Annotated in this window: 17 protein-coding genes and 1 tRNA gene; 6 read left to right on the forward strand and 12 right to left on the reverse strand. The window is 61.5% G+C overall.

Annotated features, from left to right (window positions below; all coding sequences use genetic code 11):
* Nucleotides 1-67 precede the first annotated feature (67 nt).
* The 5 genes from ABIE32_RS05285 to prpC form a co-directional block, all read right to left on the reverse strand.
* Nucleotides 68-928, reverse strand: a complete 861-nt coding sequence (locus tag ABIE32_RS05285) for an isocitrate lyase/PEP mutase family protein (protein ID WP_429014531.1) — start codon at nt 926-928, stop codon at nt 68-70.
* An 86-nt stretch (nt 929-1,014) separates the two neighbouring features.
* Nucleotides 1,015-2,232 (reverse strand): 2-methylaconitate cis-trans isomerase PrpF, encoded by a 1,218-nt coding sequence (prpF, locus tag ABIE32_RS05290; RefSeq protein ID WP_429014532.1) that lies wholly within the window; start codon nt 2,230-2,232, stop codon nt 1,015-1,017.
* A gap of 90 nt (nt 2,233-2,322) precedes the next feature.
* Complete coding sequence (acnD, locus tag ABIE32_RS05295) at nt 2,323-4,950, reverse strand: Fe/S-dependent 2-methylisocitrate dehydratase AcnD (protein WP_429014534.1); 2,628 nt, start codon at nt 4,948-4,950, stop codon at nt 2,323-2,325.
* A 21-nt stretch (nt 4,951-4,971) separates the two neighbouring features.
* Entirely contained in the window at nt 4,972-5,406 is a 435-nt protein-coding gene (locus tag ABIE32_RS05300; protein WP_429014536.1) for a GntR family transcriptional regulator, read from the reverse strand.
* 27 nt (nt 5,407-5,433) lie between these two features.
* A complete protein-coding gene (gene prpC, locus ABIE32_RS05305; protein ID WP_429014537.1) occupies nt 5,434-6,618 on the reverse strand; it encodes a bifunctional 2-methylcitrate synthase/citrate synthase in 1,185 nt (394 codons plus the stop codon).
* A 195-nt stretch (nt 6,619-6,813) separates the two neighbouring features.
* On the opposite strand from prpC, the gene ABIE32_RS05310 reads away from it, so the two are divergent.
* The 3 genes from ABIE32_RS05310 to ABIE32_RS05320 all read left to right on the forward strand — a co-directional run bounded on the left by ABIE32_RS05310 (nt 6,814) and on the right by ABIE32_RS05320 (nt 10,848).
* Entirely contained in the window at nt 6,814-8,295 is a 1,482-nt protein-coding gene (locus ABIE32_RS05310) for a short-chain fatty acyl-CoA regulator family protein (RefSeq protein ID WP_429014539.1), read from the forward strand.
* Between the two features lie 152 nt (nt 8,296-8,447).
* The gene (locus tag ABIE32_RS05315; protein ID WP_429014541.1) at nt 8,448-8,861 is read left to right on the forward strand and encodes a hypothetical protein; all 414 of its coding nucleotides are present in this window, start codon (nt 8,448-8,450) and stop codon (nt 8,859-8,861) included.
* A 118-nt stretch (nt 8,862-8,979) separates the two neighbouring features.
* On the forward strand, nt 8,980-10,848 hold the full coding sequence (locus ABIE32_RS05320; protein WP_429014542.1) for a diguanylate cyclase: 1,869 nt from the start codon (nt 8,980-8,982) through the stop codon (nt 10,846-10,848).
* A gap of 591 nt (nt 10,849-11,439) precedes the next feature.
* Here the strand turns inward: ABIE32_RS05320 and ABIE32_RS05325 are convergent.
* A tRNA-Ser gene (locus ABIE32_RS05325) sits at nt 11,440-11,530 on the reverse strand.
* Nucleotides 11,531-11,815: 285 nt separating this feature from the next.
* Between ABIE32_RS05325 and ABIE32_RS05330 the strand changes: the two genes are divergently transcribed.
* Both ABIE32_RS05330 and ABIE32_RS05335 read left to right on the forward strand, forming a co-directional pair.
* Nucleotides 11,816-12,472: a GDSL-type esterase/lipase family protein gene (locus ABIE32_RS05330; protein WP_429014543.1), complete on the forward strand. Its 657-nt coding sequence runs from the start codon at nt 11,816-11,818 to the stop codon at nt 12,470-12,472.
* Nucleotides 12,473-12,655: 183 nt separating this feature from the next.
* The gene (locus ABIE32_RS05335) at nt 12,656-12,850 is read left to right on the forward strand and encodes a hypothetical protein (RefSeq protein ID WP_224152158.1); all 195 of its coding nucleotides are present in this window, start codon (nt 12,656-12,658) and stop codon (nt 12,848-12,850) included.
* 57 nt (nt 12,851-12,907) lie between these two features.
* Here ABIE32_RS05335 and ABIE32_RS05340 read toward each other — a convergent pair whose 3' ends face one another.
* Entirely contained in the window at nt 12,908-13,867 is a 960-nt protein-coding gene (locus ABIE32_RS05340; RefSeq protein ID WP_429014545.1) for a LysR family transcriptional regulator, read from the reverse strand.
* Between the two features lie 152 nt (nt 13,868-14,019).
* Here ABIE32_RS05340 and ABIE32_RS05345 point away from each other — a divergent pair, with 152 nt between their 5' ends.
* The gene (locus ABIE32_RS05345) at nt 14,020-14,265 is read left to right on the forward strand and encodes a hypothetical protein (protein WP_429014547.1); all 246 of its coding nucleotides are present in this window, start codon (nt 14,020-14,022) and stop codon (nt 14,263-14,265) included.
* 113 nt (nt 14,266-14,378) lie between these two features.
* Here the strand turns inward: ABIE32_RS05345 and ABIE32_RS05350 are convergent, their stop codons facing one another.
* The 5 genes from ABIE32_RS05350 to ABIE32_RS05370 form a co-directional block, all read right to left on the reverse strand.
* Nucleotides 14,379-14,687, reverse strand: a complete 309-nt coding sequence (locus ABIE32_RS05350; RefSeq protein ID WP_429014548.1) for a hypothetical protein — start codon at nt 14,685-14,687, stop codon at nt 14,379-14,381.
* 80 nt (nt 14,688-14,767) lie between these two features.
* Entirely contained in the window at nt 14,768-15,676 is a 909-nt protein-coding gene (locus ABIE32_RS05355) for a ZIP family metal transporter (RefSeq protein ID WP_429014550.1), read from the reverse strand.
* 30 nt (nt 15,677-15,706) lie between these two features.
* Nucleotides 15,707-16,333 (reverse strand): superoxide dismutase, encoded by a 627-nt coding sequence (locus tag ABIE32_RS05360; protein ID WP_429014552.1) that lies wholly within the window; start codon nt 16,331-16,333, stop codon nt 15,707-15,709.
* A 51-nt stretch (nt 16,334-16,384) separates the two neighbouring features.
* Nucleotides 16,385-16,858, reverse strand: a complete 474-nt coding sequence (locus ABIE32_RS05365; protein ID WP_429014553.1) for a hypothetical protein — start codon at nt 16,856-16,858, stop codon at nt 16,385-16,387.
* The gene (locus ABIE32_RS05370; protein WP_224152164.1) at nt 16,855-17,385 is read right to left on the reverse strand and encodes a DUF2325 domain-containing protein; all 531 of its coding nucleotides are present in this window, start codon (nt 17,383-17,385) and stop codon (nt 16,855-16,857) included. The genes ABIE32_RS05365 and ABIE32_RS05370 overlap by 4 nt, the downstream gene beginning before the upstream one ends.
* Nucleotides 17,386-17,412 lie beyond the last annotated feature (27 nt).

Raw genomic sequence — 17,412 nt, forward strand, 5'->3', positions numbered from 1 at the left:
TGGCGCTTTATGTACGAGCACCATAGCCCGATTTCATTCAGATTCTCAATCGCCATAGCTCTGGCGCTTACCTGTACTTCTGCTCCAGCGAATCCCAGAAATCCTTGTTCACGAGGCGCTGGCGTTCCAGAAACGGGGCGACGATGGCCGGGTCTTCGTTCACCTGATGGGTATCGCGCAGCAGCGTCAGGCACTTCTGCATACCGGTCACGGCGCCCTGCAGGGCCGCGTTGGCGTAGAGCACAAAGCCAAAGCCCAGCTGGCCCAATTCATCGGCATTGAAGATGGGGGTCTTGCCGCCGATCACCATGTTCATGAGCTGGGGCGCCTTGACCTGCTGGGGCAGGGCGCGCACCTGTGCCTGCTCGGTCACGGCTTCGACGAACAGAATGTCGGCACCTGCTTCCTCAAAGGCCTGGGCGCGTTCGATGGCGGCCTCGAAACCGTGAACGGCGGCCGCATCGGTGCGGGCCATGATGAGGGTGCCTTCGTCGCGCCGGGCGTCGACGGCGGCCTTGATCTTGCCCAGCATCTCGCTGGTCTCGATCACCGCCTTGCCATTGAAGTGGCCGCAGCGCTTGGGGCTGACCTGGTCTTCGAGCTGAATGCAGTCAGCGCCTGCGCGCTCCAGCGTGCGCACGGCCTGGTAGGTGTTGACGGCGTTGCCAAAACCCGTGTCGGCGTCGACGAGCAGCGGCACCTCCACCGCGTCGCGGATGCGGGCTGTGTGGTCGGCAATGTCGGTCAGGCCCATGAAGCCCTGGTCGGGCATGCCGAACCACATATTGGTGACACCGGCGCCGGTCACGTAAATCGCTTCAAAGCCCAGGTCGGCGATCAGCCGGGCCGACAAGGCATTGAAGGCGCCCGGTACGATGACGCCCCGGCGTGCATCAGCCAAGGCTTTGAGTTGTTGCCTGGAATTCATGGTTTCTCTCTTGTCTTCTCTGTTTTTGATAGCGTAAGGCGCGCTTGTGTAAAGCGCGGAAGAGTGGTTGGGTATGTTGAGACCCGCTACTTGGCAAGCAGCACCTCGCCGGGTACCCGAATCCAGCCTTCCATCAGAATCCGCGCGCTGCGGCTCATCAAGGCCTTGGTGACCTGCCACTCGCCGTTGACGAGCCGTGCCTCGGCGCCCACGCGCAGCGTGCCGCTTGGGTGGCCAAAGCGCACGGCCTGCCGCTCGCCACCGCCTGCGGCCAGGTTCACCAGCGTGCCGGGTATCGCCGCTGCGGTGCCGATGGCCACGGCTGCGGTGCCCATCATGGCGTGGTGCAGCTTGCCCATGGAGAGGGCGCGCACCGTCAGGTCGATGTCCCTCGCGTCAATGCTTTTGCCGCCTGCCGCCTGGTAGCCCACGGGTGGTGCCACAAAGGCAATCTTGGGCGTATGCTGGCGCGTGGTCGCCTCTGCCAGATCGTGAATCAGGCCCATGCGGAGCGCGCCGTGGGCACGGATGGTTTCCAGCCTGGCCAGGGCGTCCGCATCGTTGTTGATGGCGTCCTGCAGTTCGGTGCCGTTGTAGCCCAGGTCACCGGCGTTCAGGAAGATGGTGGGGATACCGGAATTGACCATGGTCACGGCAAAGCGGCCGATACCGGGCACGTCCAGCTGATCGATCAGGTTGCCAGTCGGGAAAATCCCGGCGCCTGCATCACCCGCGTCGCCTTCATCGGCCGGGTCAACAAACTCCAGCGCCACTTCGGCAGCGGGGAAGGTGACGCCATCCAGCTCGAAATTGCCGGTTTCCTGAACCTGCCCTTCGGTGATGGGAATGTGCGCCACGATGGTCTTGCCGATATTGGCCTGCCAGATGCGCACGGTGACCGTGCCGTTGTGCGGAATTCTCTCCGGGCTGATCAGGCCCATGTGGATGGCGCAGGGGCCGACGGCGGCGCTGAGGTTGCCGCAGTTGCCGCTCCAGTCCACAAATGGCCTGTCGATGGAAACCTGGCCGAAAAGGTAATCCACATCATGGCCTTCGCGCGTGCTGCGGCTCAGGATGACGCCTTTGCTGGTGCTGGACGATGCATTTCCCAGGCCGTCGATCTGCTTGCCATATGGGTCGGGGCTGCCCAGCGCGCGCAGAAAGATGGCATCGCGCACGGGGCCCGGCTGCTGGGCGGCGGCTGGCAGGTCCTGCAGATGGAAGAAAACACCTTTACTCGTGCCACCGCGCAGGTAGGTGGCGGCAATCCTGATTTGCGGTGCTGTCCGCTGCTTGTCTCTCATGCTGTCTTTCTGTATGGGTTGCGTGCAGGCTGCGGCGCACCGCATATTGGTTGTATCTGGTGCATCAAATTTGATAGCGTTTGGCGCTTTCTACGCTTGCGGCTCCAGCAGTTTTTCATCATTTTCTGCCAGAAAATCCTGTGCAAAGCGCTGCAGCACGCCACCCGCCTCGTAAATGCTGACTTCCTCTGCGGTATCGAGGCGGCAGATCACCGGCACCTCCAGGTGGGAGCCATCGCGGCGGTGCACGGCCAATACCAGGCGGGCACGCGGCTCGCGCGTGCCAAGCACGTCAAAGGTTTCCGTGCCATCGAGGCCCAGTGTCAGGCGCGTGGTGCCGGGTACAAACTCCAGCGGCAGCACGCCCATGCCGATCAGGTTGGTGCGGTGGATGCGCTCGAAGCCTTCCGCTGCGATGGCTTCCACGCCTGCGAGGCGCACGCCCTTGGCTGCCCAGTCGCGGCTGGAGCCCTGGCCGTAGTCGGCGCCCGCAATGATGATGAGCGGCTGCCTGCGGTCCATATAGGTTTCTATGGCTTCCCACATGCGCATGACGCGGCCTTCCGGCTCCACGCGTGCCAGAGAGCCTTGTCTTACGCTGCCATCGGCGTTCCTCACCATTTCGTTGAACAGTTGGGGGTTGGCGAAGGTGGCGCGCTGGGCCGTGAGGTGGTCGCCGCGATGGGTGGCGTAGGAGTTGAAGTCTTCTTCCGGCAGGCCCATGCGGTGCAGGTATTCGCCTGCGGCAGAGTCCATCAGGATGGCGTTGGAGGGCGAGAGATGGTCGGTGGTGATGTTGTCCGGCAGGATGGCCAGGGGCCGCATGCCGCGCAGCGAGCGCTCGCCAGCCAGGGCACCCTCCCAGTAGGGTGGGCGGCGGATGTAGGTGCTTTGCGGGCGCCAGGGGTAGAGCGCCTCTTCCTGGGCGCTGGCGTTATGGTGAATGGCGAACATGGGCTCGTACACGGCGAGGAACTGCTCGGGCCTGACAGCCGCTTTTGCCACCGTGTCGATCTCTTCATCGCTGGGCCAGATGTCCCTGAGCCGGATCTCGCGCCCCTGGTGCATGCCCAGCACGTCGTTTTCGATGTCAAAGCGGATGGTGCCTGCAATTGCGTAGGCCACCACAAGCGGCGGAGAGGCGAGGAACGCCTGCCTGGCGTAGGGGTGGATGCGCCCGTCAAAGTTGCGGTTGCCCGAGAGCACAGCTGTGGTGTAGAGATCGCGGTCGATGATCTCCTGCTGAATGGCCGGGCTGAGCGCGCCGCTCATGCCGTTGCAGGTGGTGCAGGCAAAGGCGACCACGCCAAAGCCCAGCGCTTCCAGATCGCCAAGCAGCCCCGCCTGCTGCAGGTACAGCGGCACCGTTCTGGAACCCGGAGCCAGCGATGACTTGACCCAGGGTTTGCGCGCCAGGCCCAGGTTGCGGGCATTGCGCGCCAGCAGGCCGGCGGCGATCACGTTGCGCGGGTTGCTGGTGTTGGTGCAACTGGTGATGGCAGCGATGATGACGGCCCCGTCTGGCATGCGGCCATCTTCCTCCACCCATGCACCGGCAATGCCTCGCGCAGCCAGATCGGTGGTGGGGAGCCGCGCATGCGGGTTGGAGGGGCCCGCCATATTGCGCACGACGGAGGACAGGTCGAAGTGCAAGGTGCGCTCGTACTCGGCATGTTCCAGCGTGTCGGCCCACAGGCCTGCCTGCCGGGCATAGGTTTCCACCAGTTGCACCTGCGCGGGATCGCGGCCTGTCAGCCGCAGGTAATCGATGGTCTGCTCGTCGATGGCGAACATGGCGGCCGTGGCGCCGTATTCGGGCGCCATGTTGGAGATGGAGGCGCGGTCGCCAATGGTGAGGCTGCGCGCGCCGTCGCCAAAGAATTCCAGGTAGGCGCCCACCACTTTCTGCTGGCGCAGAAACTGCGTCAGCGCGAGCACGATATCCGTGGCGGTGATCCCCGGCTGGCGCTTGCCTTGTAGCTGCACGCCGACGATCTCGGGCAGGCGCATCCAGGAGGCGCGGCCCAGCATCACGCTCTCGGCTTCGAGCCCGCCCACGCCCACGGCGATGACGCCCAGTGCATCGACATGCGGCGTGTGGCTGTCGGTGCCCACTAGGGTGTCGGGGTAGGCCTCGCCGTTGACGGCGTGGACCACGGGGCTCATGCGTTCCAGATTGATCTGGTGCATGATGCCGTTGCCCGGTGCGATCACCTCCACATTCTGGAAGGCGCGCTTGCACCAGTCGATGAAGTGGAAGCGGTCTTCATTGCGCCGGTCTTCAATGGCGCGGTTCTTCTCAAAGGCCTGCGGGTCGAAGCCACCGCACTCCACGGAGAGCGAATGGTCCACGATGAGCTGCACGGGCACGACCGGGTTCACCGCCGCCGGATCGCCCCCCTGGCTTGCAATGGCATCGCGCAGGCCGGCCAGATCCACCAGCGCGGTCTGGCCCAGGATGTCGTGGCACACCACGCGCGCCGGAAACCATGGAAAGTCGCGTTCGCGTTTGCGCAACGTGATCTGGGTCAAGCATTCGGTGAGGATGGCAGGATCGCAGCGGCGCACCAGGTTTTCGGCGTGAACGCGACTGGTATAGGGCAGCGTGGCCCAGGCGCCGGGGTGGATGGCATCCACTGCGGCCTGGGCGTTGTAGTAGTGCAGCGATGTGCCTGCCAATGGCTGGCGGTAGAGATTGCTGCTGGGAGGCGTACGCATGGTTCGGTCTTCTCGTGGTTTTCAGTCGGCCAATGCGGGTTGGGCCGGCGCGGATGGTGTGGTGGAAAAGTTCAGCGGCATGCAGGCATCCGGCTCGCGCGCCAGTTGCAGGCGGGCGTGGGCCACGCCATAGAGCTGGCGCGTCAGCCCCGTGCTGGCGGCGGAGGGCTGTCTCTGCAATTGGGCCAGGTGGCTCGCCAGCAGGCTGCACAGCTGCTGGGCTTCGGCCACCTGGGCGGGGGTGAGCCGTGTCACGCTCATGCCTCGCCGGGGCTGTGCGGTCAGCAGGCCTTCGTGGCACAGGAGCTTCATCGCTTCACGCACCGGCGTGCGGCTCACGCCGAATTCCCGGGCCAGCGCACCATCGTTGATGTCGCTGCCGGGCGGCATCTGGTGGTTCAGGATGCGCGTGCGCAGCTTCTCGGCAATGGCAATGCACAGGGAATGGGGTTGCATGGATGACGCCGTCATGGGGCTCCGTACTTATTGACGCTCGTCAATCGGCACAAACTGCTGGTCGTCCGGGCCGGTGTAGTTGGCGCTCGGGCGGATGATCTTGTTGTCCTGCCGTTGCTCGATGATGTGGGCCGCCCAGCCGCTGGTGCGCGCAATCACGAACAGGGGCGTGAACATGGCAGTGGGCACGCCCATCATGTGGTAGCTCACGGCGCTGAACCAGTCGAGGTTGGGGAACATCTTCTTGACGTCCCACATCACCGATTCCAGGCGCTCGGCAATGTCGTACATCTTGGTGCTGCCTGCTTCATCGGACAGCTGCCTGGCCACGCCCTTGATCACCACGTTGCGTGGGTCGCTGACCGTGTAGACCGGGTGGCCAAATCCGATCACCACCTCCTTGGCTTCCACGCGCCGCCGGATATCCGCCTCTGCTTCGGCCGGGTTGTCATAGCGTTTCTGGATCTCGAAGGCCACCTCGTTGGCACCGCCATGCTTGGGGCCGCGCAGCGCGCCGATGGCGCCCGTGATGGCCGAATACACATCGCTGCCGGTACCTGCCACCACGCGGGCGGTGAAGGTGGACGCATTGAATTCGTGCTCGGCATACAGATTGAGCGATGTATGCATGGCGCGCACCCAGCTGTCCGATGGCCTGGTGCCATGCAGCAGGTGCAGAAAATGGCCGCCAATGGATTCATCGTCGGTCTCGACCTCGATGCGGCGGCCCGAATTGCTGAAGTGGTACCAATACAGCAGCATGCTGCCAAGCGAGGCCATCAGCCGGTCGGCGATATCCCGGCTGCCTGCCAGGTTGTGGTCGTCCTTCTCGGGAAGCGCGCAGCCCAGGGCAGATACGCCGGTGCGCATCACATCCATGGGGTGGCTGGCGGCTGGCAACTGTTCGAGCGCGGCCTTTACGCTGCCGGGCAGACCGCGCAGTGACTTGAGCCGGGTCTTGTAGGCCCTGAGTTCGGCGCGCGTGGGCAACTTGCCGTGCACCAGCAGGTGGGCGATTTCCTCGAAGTCGCAAACTTCAGCGATGTCCAGAATGTCATAGCCACGGTAGTGCAGATCGTTGCCAGTCTTGCCGACGGTGCATAGCGCGGTATTGCCGGCCGTCACGCCCGACAGGGCCACGGATTTCTTGGGTTTGAAACTGCCAGCCGCCGGGGCTGCAGGCTGGATGCTGGGTTCTGCCACGATGCGCATACGAATCTCCTGAAGTAGGGGGCAGTCACGACCAGCACAGGTTTGAAGGCGCTGGTGAATCTGCCATACTTCGCAATCTACGCAATTGCATGCGGTAAGCCCAGGCCTGAATTGGCGAATGATTGCGAAAGAGAAATGAAAAGTTTGCGAATTTTGCAAATTTCTCGGTGACTCACCAGAGTGGAGACGGAAGAAATGGCCAAGACCTTCATGGGCGTGCGACTGCGGAGCCTGCGTGCCGAACGCGGCATGACCCAGGCCGCGCTGGCGCAGGCGCTGGAGCTATCGCCCAGCTATCTCAACCAGATCGAGCAGGACCAGCGCCCGCTCACCGTGCCGGTGCTGCTCAAGATTCACAAAGTGCTGGGCGTGGACATTCAGCAATTCTCCGAAGACGAGGAGGCGCGCCTGCTGGCCCGGCTGCGCGATGCCATGGCCGCCATGCCCGCGCCGGAAGGTGCTGTGCCGCTGCCGGAGCTGCGCGAGGTTGCATCTCGGCTGCCGCAACTGGCGCAGGCGCTGCTGGCCATGCACCAGCGTCACCTGGCCGATACCGAACGGCTGGAGGCGCTGGCTGCGCGCCTGGGTGACGGGCGTGCCGAGCTGGACGAGGGAGCGGTTGCCATCCAGGTGCACGGGCCCCACCGGCAAATGCCGTTTGAGGCGGTACGCGACTTCTTCTTTGCCCATCGCAACCATTTTGATGCGCTGGACCGTGCAGCCGAAAATCTGGCACAGCAGGCCAGGGAGCAAGCCAGCTCGCAGGCCGGCAGCCAGCAGGAATGGCTGCAGTACCGCTTGCAGGCGCGGCACCAGGTGCTGGTGCTGCGATCTCCGAACCACCAGCGCCACCGCTACTTTGATGCCGCCACGCGAACCCTCCATGTGGCCACCCAGCTGCGCCCTGCCCAGCAGGCGTTTCAGCTGGCTACGCAACTGGCCCTGCTGGAGTTTGACGGCTTGATCGAACAAGTGCTGAACGCCAGCCATTGGCAGGACGATGCCACGCGGCGCCTCGCGCGCATGGGGCTGGCCAATTACGTGGCGGGGGCGTTTGTACTGCCCTATGGCGAGTTTTTGCAGGCGGCGGAGCGTCTGCAATACGACATCGATCTGCTGGCGCGTCGCTTTGGTGTGGGGTTCGAGACCGTGTGCCACCGCCTCTCGACCTTGCAGCGGGCTGACGCACCGGGCGTGCCGTTCTTCTTCATCCGCGTGGACCGCGCAGGCAACATCAGCAAACGCCAATCGGCCACGCATTTTCATTTCTCCAGGACGGGCGGCACCTGCCCGCTGTGGGGTGTGTACGAGGCCTTCACCCAGCCGGGCCGCATCGTGCCGCAGCTGGCCAGCATGCCAGACGGCCGCATCTACCTGTGGATTGCCCGCACCATCAGCCATGCCGGTCATGGCTGGGGGGCCCCGGGCAAAACCTTCTCCATCGGCCTGGGGTGCGATCTGCAGCACGCGGCGCGCCTCGTGTATTCGAAAGGCCTGGACCTGCGCAACCTGGAGGCTGCCACGCCCATCGGCATGGGCTGCAAGGTGTGCGAGCGCAGTGCCTGCCCCCAGCGCGCCTTTCCCTTCGTGGGCAAGCCGCTGCGGGTCAACGAACATGAAAGCGGATTCGTGCCCTACGGGGGAGCGGGCGTTGTGGGCAGCTCACAAGCCCGGTGAAGCACAGTGATGGGGCCAAAATCCCCTTGGCGCTTCTGCCCTTGTGCGGACATTGAGTGATTGATAGGTTGACGGATGGCTATGCTGCGACAAAGTCTTAGCCAAGGGGGATGTGCCTTTCAGGCGCTGAACCCTACCCAAGTGAGCGAACCATGAAGCCAAACGCGAAAAAGGACAGTGACGAGCTATATCTGGATTTGTTTTTGAGCGAGTCGGCATCGGTCACGGATGCACAGATCGCTTACTTTCGAGAACACCCGGAACAGATTGACGAAGTCTCCGCACCTCTCAATATCTATCGCTTTTTCCTGTGGGCCGGAGCGCTCCTGGGTGTCGTGCTTGTAGCAATCGCCAAGTTTCTGAAGTTCTCTCTACTGCTGGGGTTCATGTCGGAGGGTGTGAGGGAGTTTGTTGTCGACATTCTGTACGAGAGCGGCGTTGCGCTCATCAGCGCGGTGATCACTGCATATATCCTCGGCATTCTGCTGAAGAAGCACCAGGAAAATGCGGTGGCCTGGAGGGCAGAGCTTCGCCGAAAACTGGGTGAGCAGCCGCCTTCCAAATGATGGGATGGGAGATGAATGCATCGGGAGAGTACTCGCCGCGTGTATTGATTGCAATCGCAACTTTTCTTTTGCTGATGAATTGAATTGGGATGCATCGTGAATCAGGTACAACTCGGGGTTGGAGGGCCTGGGATGGGAGTACCATCCGGAAAAACGATCCGTGCAGTTGGAAATGCCTAATTTGCGCCAGATTTCCGATAACAGCTATGCCACACCGGCCATGTCCGACTGGTTGCGGGCACAGGCAAGTCTGGATTGGCATGCAGTCGGACTGCCTGATTTTGACCAGTGGGATCAGGCCATTGTCTCCGTGGCCTATTTGATGGCACATTCTCGTTCGCCCATGGCTTTGATGCTTGGTGCTGAAGGCGTGCTTTTTGCCAACGAAAGCGCCCAGCATCTTTTTGCCGGGGATGTGGGTGCATGCAATGCGCGGTCGGTGCTTGAGGTGGTGCCGCAGCATGTCTTGCTGTTCTCTTCGGCACTCAGCAGGGTGATGAGAGGTGAATCATTCAGCGTGCAGCAGCAGCCGCTGAGTGTGCAGAAGCAGGGTCGGGTGCACAAGCAATGGCTTCACTTTGACTTCATGCCAGTTCTGGGATCGGATGGCCGGACTGTTGCCGCTTTGTGCATTCCATTCGATGTCACCGACATGGTGCTGCGCATTCAGCAGCTCACGGATTCCGTGCATGGATTGCGGTATGCCCTGGAAGGGTCTGGTCTGGTGGGAACCTGGGCCGTGGATCTGGCGACACAGATCAGCAAAGCAGACGCCAATGTTGCAAGAATGTACGGCTTGCCGGAAGGCGATTGCAAAAAGGGCATTCCGGTCAGCCGCTTCCATGAGGCGATTCATCCAGAGGATCGGGAGCGGGTTGCTGGGGCCATCAGGCAGCCTGTCGAAACCTCCAATGCGTACCGGTGCCGCTACCGCGTAGTGGATCTCGGAGGCCAGATTCGTTGGGTAGTTTCCTCAGGCAGGCCGAGCAGGTCGGACGATGAAAAGGCCACCCAGTTCCTGGGTGTGGTGGTCGAGGTGACGGAGCAGATGGAGACGGCGTCCGCATTGGCTGCAAGCCGCTTCCATTTCGAAACCTTGACGGAGGCCTTGCCCCAGATTGTCTGGAGTTGCAATGAAACAGGCCAGCATGACTATTTCTCCAGACGGTGGAGCGAATTTACCGGCATCAATCCGCAGGACGCCGACGAGCACACCTGGAAGACGCTGGTTTTTCCTGATCATTGGGATCGGGTCTGGACAACCTGGCAAAACGCCTTGCACACGGGCGGCGCCTACGACATTGACTACCGCTTTCGTCATTTTTCAGGGGAATACCGCTGGTTGCGGGTGATGGCCTTGCCCATCCGCGACGAAGAAGGGCGCATCGTGCGCTGGTTCGGCACCAGTACCGACATTCATGAAGCCTACAAGGCAACTGAAGAGCGGGAGCGCCTTGCGCATGAGCTGGAGCGCATTGCTGCAGAGGATCAACTCACCAGTGTTTTGACGCGGCGTGCTTTTTTTGCGCAAGCCGAGCAGTTGATCAAGGCCGCGCAGGGGCATCGCAGGCACCTGAGCCTTCTGATGCTCGATATCGACCATTTCAAGGTGGTCAACGACACCTATGGGCATGTCATTGGCGACAGGGTGTTGGCCGCATCCGCCGAAAGGATTCAAGCAGCAGTGCGGGCGCCGGATCTGGTCGGGCGCCTGGGAGGAGAGGAGTTTGCGGTGCTGCTGCCAGGATGCTCGAAAAGCGAGGCCATCAAAGTGGCGGAGCGTATCCGCTCCTTCGTGGAGGACAACCTGATTCAAATGGAAGACGGCCGCGTCATTGCCGCAACGGTCAGCGTTGGTGTGGCCACTACGCTCAAAAAGACAGATGTGATTCACCATCTGCTCTCTTCTGCAGATGTGGCGCTCTACAAGGCCAAGTCGAGCGGCCGCAATCGGGTCTGCATTTTTGACGGAGCCTGCAAATCGTAGATGAGGTGTGAGGTGCGCACGCGTGGCTGGCGCTCTGCCTTTCTTCAGCCTGTAGTCCTCAAGCCCGTGTCTCGCCCAAGTGGCGCGTGGAAGGAGCAATGAAGGGCTCTCCGCGATGCATTTGTTTATCCAAATCGATCAATCGGCGATGTGCAGACCGGTGACGGTCAATCCTGCCACCTTTGCCTCGCGGGCCTCGCCATGGGGGCGCGCAACTGTTGTTCTCTGCGAATCGGGCCCAGAAAGTGGCCGAGCAGCTCAAAGGCAGAAGCGGCGCTCATTGAGCCAGTAAAACCCCCATCCGGTCACATCGGTGGCACAGGCCCTGGATGCCAAATCTTCAAGAGGTTTTATTTCCTCATTCATCCCAATGCAGCAGATTGGCCCTGCCGTTCGTGCCTATCTGGCCAGCTTTGTGTTCCGGTACAAAGGAATGCGCGCAAACCCAATGACTGGGCGGCATCCCTATTGAGCGCCGGCACTTGACTTCCGAGACTGAGAGCCTGCGCACAAACAAAAAATGCCGCAAGCCAAAGCTTGCAGCATTTCTATGGAGAAAATCAAATGCGGTATTTGACCTTCTGTTTATCTTGGCGGAGAGGGCGGGATTCGAACCCGCGGTAGGCTATTAACCTACACACGCTTTCCAGGCGTGCGACTTAAACCGCTCATCCACCTCTCCGGGAAGCCGCTATTCTAGCACTGCTTTTGGACACGAAATTTAAAACGTCGAAATTTCTGTCGTTTGCTACGAGGCAGGTGACGGGCTGTGGCTGGTGCGACAGAAACCGCGAAGGCAGCAGTGTAAGGTGGATGCGAACCGTCGCTTCGGACTGCTTTGCCGCGATGGAGTCTGCCGGGCCGGCAGCCCGGGCTCCTGCATCGGCTTTCAAACATCTTTCGGGTAAGGGTAAGGCTTGGCATGCCACATGTCCGGCCATTTCCTGGCCCTGTAAGGAGCAATGAATTGGGTATTCGTGAATTGATCTGCAGGCTTGTGCGCAAGTTTTGCGTGCGATGTTGCCCCCTGTCTGTGGAACTAAATGGAGACAGTATTCTGTTTGGCTGGGATTGTCCGGATACTCCGGTTCTGCAGATGCGCGCCCGACGCCCCAAATGGACGATCACGGACCGCAACGCCTGCGGGCTGCGCATGGCAGATTTCATGGTGGGTTACCAGGAGCCATTTCCAGGTGCGCCGTCCAACATGTTTCCCGCGGGGCCGCAGCCAGCATTCGGGGAGGCGGTGCATGCCTCGCAGGTCATTATGCTTGGGCTGGGGCTGAACGATTCCTACGGCCTGCTTTCTCCAGAGGGGTACCGCCAGCAATTGCTCGATGCGCTGGCGATCATTCGCAGTAGCGGAGCAGTGCCCGTCTTTACAGGGCTTGCCCACATCCCCAGTGGCTACTACGATCCGGCGCAGGATGCCAATCTCGATGCGTTCCACCAAGTCATGCGCGATGTCGCACAGGAGCAGGGCGTCATTCACGCAGGCTGGGACGAGGAGTACCAGGGAGAGGGGGATCTGCAACCCGATCACATCCACCGTACGCAACCGGCAACAGACCGACTGACTGCGCGGTTGATTGCAGCGATTGATCGGGCCGCTCGGCGCGCTTGAAAACGGTTTACCAGAATCAGGGCGCGACGGGTCTAGGCGTGGCCTGGGTCATCACCATGGAGTTCTCTCTTCAAGAGAGGAGTGTAGGAATCGTTCCCCTTTTCACATGGCCTTGACATAGATCGGTTAGCATTTATTTACTTTTGCGGTAAAGTTTGACTACCTAGAACTAGGAGGTGAACCATGCAGCGATCCAAACAGGATGATCATCCAGAAGACACGTACCTGGACCAGCTCAAAGGTGAAGGGGCGGAGCTTCTGATTCGAAGCCCACCAGAAGGCACGGTCGACCGGGCCAGGCTTTCGCTCATCGATGCAAAGATTGAGCAATTGACCAGCCCCATTGTGGTGGCGGACTGGAAAAAGCCAACGGCCTAGCAACTCCGGCGGTTCTGGCTGTTCCGCATTGCACGGTGTCGAAGGGCGTTGGGTTCTTCAACCGGCGTGATCGGGCAGGCGCTTCAGGGAAGGGTGCTCTGGCAGAGCCTCCAGCAAGAAGTCGACGAAGGCTCGCACCTTGGCGGGCACATATTTTCGATCCCGGAAGCAGGCAAAAAAATCCAGCGTCTCTGCCCGGAACTCCAACTGCCCCTTCTGCCTTCTGCCAGCAGGTTTGAGCGCCAGAGGCACAAGCCGACCCTCCTGTATATGGAGGCGGGCGACGAAGGCTCCCACCCAGGCAATGCCGCCACCCGCTGCGGCAAGCGCCGTCACGGTGTCGATGTCGGTGCCTATGGCGGCGATCTTCAACGGCGGATCTGTACGCCGCCCGTCGCGAAAGAAGGGCCAGCGCATGGTGCGGCCATCGCGCTCGCGCCGATAGAGCAGGCAATCGTGCTGCAGCAGATCCTCGGCCACCTGCGGATGACCATGTTGTATCAGATATGCGGGCGAGGCGCACAGGATTCGAGGCACCTCCGCCAGTGGCCGCACCGACATGCCAGGCTCCAGCACGTCGCGGTAGCAGAGGCTGATGTCCACATCCTCCTTGAGTACATCCACGTGGCGATCGGTGACCAGCAACTCCAGGCTCAACAGGGGATGGCGATGCTTGAAGGCCGGCAGCAGTGGCGCAAGGATATGGCGGCCAAACGCCGCCATGCAGGCCACCCGCAGGCGCCCATGCAGTTCTCCTTGAGCCAGGGATGCATCAGACTGGGCCTTTTCGAGCTCGTCCAGCACCGGGGCCACACGGGCCAGATAGCGTTCACCAGCTTCTGTGAGTGCCAGGGAACGCGTCGTGCGTGTAATGAGGCGCGTACCCAGTTCGCGCTCCAGACGCGCGAGGTTCTGGCTGGCGGCGGCCGGGGAGATTCCCAACTGGCGCGCGGCAGAGGCGATCGAGCCGCCTTCGAGGGCTTTGACAAAGGTTTCGATGGCACGCAGATTTGGCATAGAGACAAATATATTGCCAAATCCATTCGTAAGTCCAGCTTATGACTGCCGCAAGCTTTGGCCGTCTTCTGCAGAAGTACTGCACTGCTTACAGTTTCCGATAGTTCCATGGGCCGCGTGTGCGCACGGCCTGGATTGTCTGAGGAGATGGTATGCAGAATGTGGTCGAGGCGGTGACGCCAAAGGGTGACGTGGTTTTTCGCGTTCCCGACGGAAGTTATGTGGTGGCACAGCAGATAGATGCAAAGCCCTTGAGGCGCGAGCAGATTTTGGAAGGCGCTTTGGACAGCATCGGTATCGAGAGTGCGCGGGACCCGGCCACGGGGGCGATCTACGAGTTTTTCATTGCAGCCTACGGCCTCTCACGCGAGGGAGCATTCGGGGCACCGGAGTCGTGACCTCGGCAGTGCTCCCATGGCGCAATTTTTCCGACCCGGATCGCCATGCGAATCGATTCCGCAGTTGTCTTGTGCCCAGGCGCTGCCGAATGTGACGACGATGGCTCTCGATGCTAGCCAGTCATGAAAGAGCCCATGTCGTTCTTTTCGAGCGACTTCAGCAAGGCCGCCACGGCAGGGTCGGTCACAACGCGCGACGAAGTGGTACAGATGTTCAGGCGGGCCGCAGGCACACGTCCTGGCCTGGAATATCGTTCGTGGGAAAACGGCCTGTATGGCAGCAGGGCGCGTGCATTGTCATGCGATACCAGGAAACGCATCGACGTGACGGCGTTGCATCCTTGCGCATGTCGCTCGTCCTCCTGACCTGCTCCGAAAACGTCGCTCTGTGGCACTACCTGCATGAAACGGGCTTGAGCCACTGGCGTTCGCTCCAGACCAATGCACAGCCGCGCTGCAATGCGACCGTGCAAAGATCACACATGCCTTTGCTCATATGCGCTTACGCCAAGGCGGTGTCCAGCACCATCATCAGTACAAATCCTGTCATCAGGCCGGCGGTGGCGAATGCCTCGTGGCCCTTGCGGTGGGACTCGGGAATGATCTCGTGGCTGATGACGAACAGCATGGCGCCAGCGGCGAAACCCAGACCCCAGGGCAGGAGCAGGGCCGAGTGACCAACAACGGTGGCTCCCACGACCGCTCCCAAGGGCTCCACCAGGCCGGATGCCATGCCGAGCGCAATGGCGAGGCCGCGGCCATATCCGGCAGCGATCAAGGCTGCTGCAACCACAAACCCCTCGGGCACATCCTGTATGGCAATGCCTATGGCCAGGGCATTGGCGCGCAGACCTTCGTTACCGGCGTAGCCGACACCGATGGCCAATCCTTCCGGGATGTTGTGCAGCACGATGGCGAAGACGAAGAGCCATGTGCGGCGCAATTGCCTGGCGTCGCTGCCCTCGCGGCCTTTGATGAAATGTTCATGGGGCAGCAGATGGTCCAAAGCGAGCAAAGCCAAACCGCCGAGCAGGATGGCGATGCCGACGATGGCACCTGCTGCCCAATTGCCGCCGCCGAAGAGGTGTGCGGAGCGGGCCGCATTGAGCCCTGGTATGACCAGCGAGAAGGCACAGGCCGCAAGCATCACGCCAGCGCCGAATCCAAACAGCGTGTCTTGCACCCGTCCCGATGGCCGTTGCGTCAGCAGCACAGGCAAGGTTCCCAGCGCAGTAGCCAGTGCCGCGACTGTTCCGCCGAGCAAGGCGGCCTGGGCCGATGGCTGGCTCTGAAGCGCAGCCCACATTTGCCCGCACAGCGCCAACAGGCCGACTGCACAAATGGTCAATCCGATCCAGATCCTCAGGCGTGGTAGCTGAGAGCTGAGTGCGGCAGGATTTTCAGTGGGCATAGAGGCTCTGCTGTTGGGCTGTTGGTTGCTTCAGCGGCCAAGCGCCGCACTGTAGCGGCGCTCGACTTCTTGCCACGCCACGACGTTGTAGAACGCCGCGATGTAATCAGGGCGCCTGTTTTGGTATTTCAGGTAATACGCATGTTCCCAGACGTCGAGTCCCAGGATGGCGGTGTTGCCCGAGCCGATGCCCTCCATGCGAGGGTTGTCCTGGTTGGCACTGCTTTCCACTGCCAGTTTGCCCTGCGGGTTCACGGTGAGCCAGGCCCAGCCGCTACCGAAGCGGGTGAGCGCGGCTTTGGTGAACTCGGTCTTGAATGCGTCAAAGCCACCAAGATCGGTGTCCATGGCCCGGGCCAGGTCGCCGCTGGGCGTCCCGCCTCCCTGGGGAGACATGACTTCCCAGAAAAGACTGTGGTTGGCGTGGCCGCCGCCGTTGTTGCGCACGGGCGAGCGCAGCTTTTCTGGAAGCGTGTCGATCTGGGCGATCAAGGTCTCGATCGGCAACTCGGCATACTGCGTTCCTTCCAGCGCGGCGTTGAGATTGTTCACATAGGTCTGGTGATGGCGGGTGTAATGAATCTCCATGGTTTGCGCATCGATATGAGGCTCCAGCGCATCGTAGGCATAGCTCAAAGGGGGAAGGGAGTAGGGCATAGGCAGTCTCCAGTGGGGATGAACATGGGAAGAGATTCGCTCGCGCGTCAGTCAATGCAGCAATGACCCGGTGGGTGGCATGAATGAAGGCAGCGTTTGCGATGTTGTTACGCAGACAGGGGTAGGCTGCCTTTGTGCAGCAAAGGTCTGGTGCAACTGCCGGTAGGCAGCTTGCCGCAATGGATATGGGGTCGCTTCGTCTTGCAGAAACCTGAGGAGCCGGTGGTGTGCGCAGTCCACGCATTCCGCAGCTTCGCTGTGCTGCCCCATGTCGGTATAACAATCCGCGATATTGAGGTGTGCGACGACGAAGGCTGCCAGCCTGTCGTCGTCTGCCACGCCATCGAAGGGTTGCAGCAGCAGCCGGTTTGCCACGCGCAACGCCTTCACGTGCCAGGTCAGCGCATGTGCAGCGCAATGTGCGCGGCTGGCCTGAAGTCCTGCCTGGGTCAGGCGCTTCCACTCTTCGAGTAGCGGAAGGACGGATGCGTTGGCGCTGTCGTGAGCGCGGGCATGGAAGGTCATGAAATATCCTTGATGGGGATCTGCTCTGTGGGACGAGGTGCGCTCAGGTCGGCTGGCTGGATACGCACGATGCGTAGCGCATCGGGTTGGTCTACCAGTACGCAGGTCTTGCCGGTACGCTTGCAATGGTTGGCCAGGCGCCAGAAGGCACCGTGGCTGATGCAGCCGGTCTGGCAGATCACCAGATCGGCTTCGTGCAGGTTGTGCCCCAGCCACTCGAGTTCAGTACCAGCAGGCGCGCCTTCCACGGAATGTTCCGGCTCGGTGTGGTCTGTTGCAGGCGGGTGGGCGGTGCTGTCGGAGATATTGGCCAACGCTGAACGCGGTCTTGGGCATTCCCAGGCAAGGGCACTCTGGAGGACGACGAGTTGCGCGCGCATCCGCAGAATCTGGGCCTGCAGATGCTGGATCTCGTTGAACTGGCTCTGCATCTGCGCCGAGCAGCGCTGTTGCACCTGGGCGTAGTGGCGCAGCAGTGCACCATGCTCTTGCATCACATGGTCAATGTCGTCCTCGGGGTAGGGCACGGTATTCCTCTCCATCAACCCAGGCGA

Source organism: Comamonas sp. 4034 (assembly GCF_050434545.1).
GTDB classification, from domain to species: Bacteria; Pseudomonadota; Gammaproteobacteria; order Burkholderiales; family Burkholderiaceae_C; genus Comamonas; species Comamonas odontotermitis.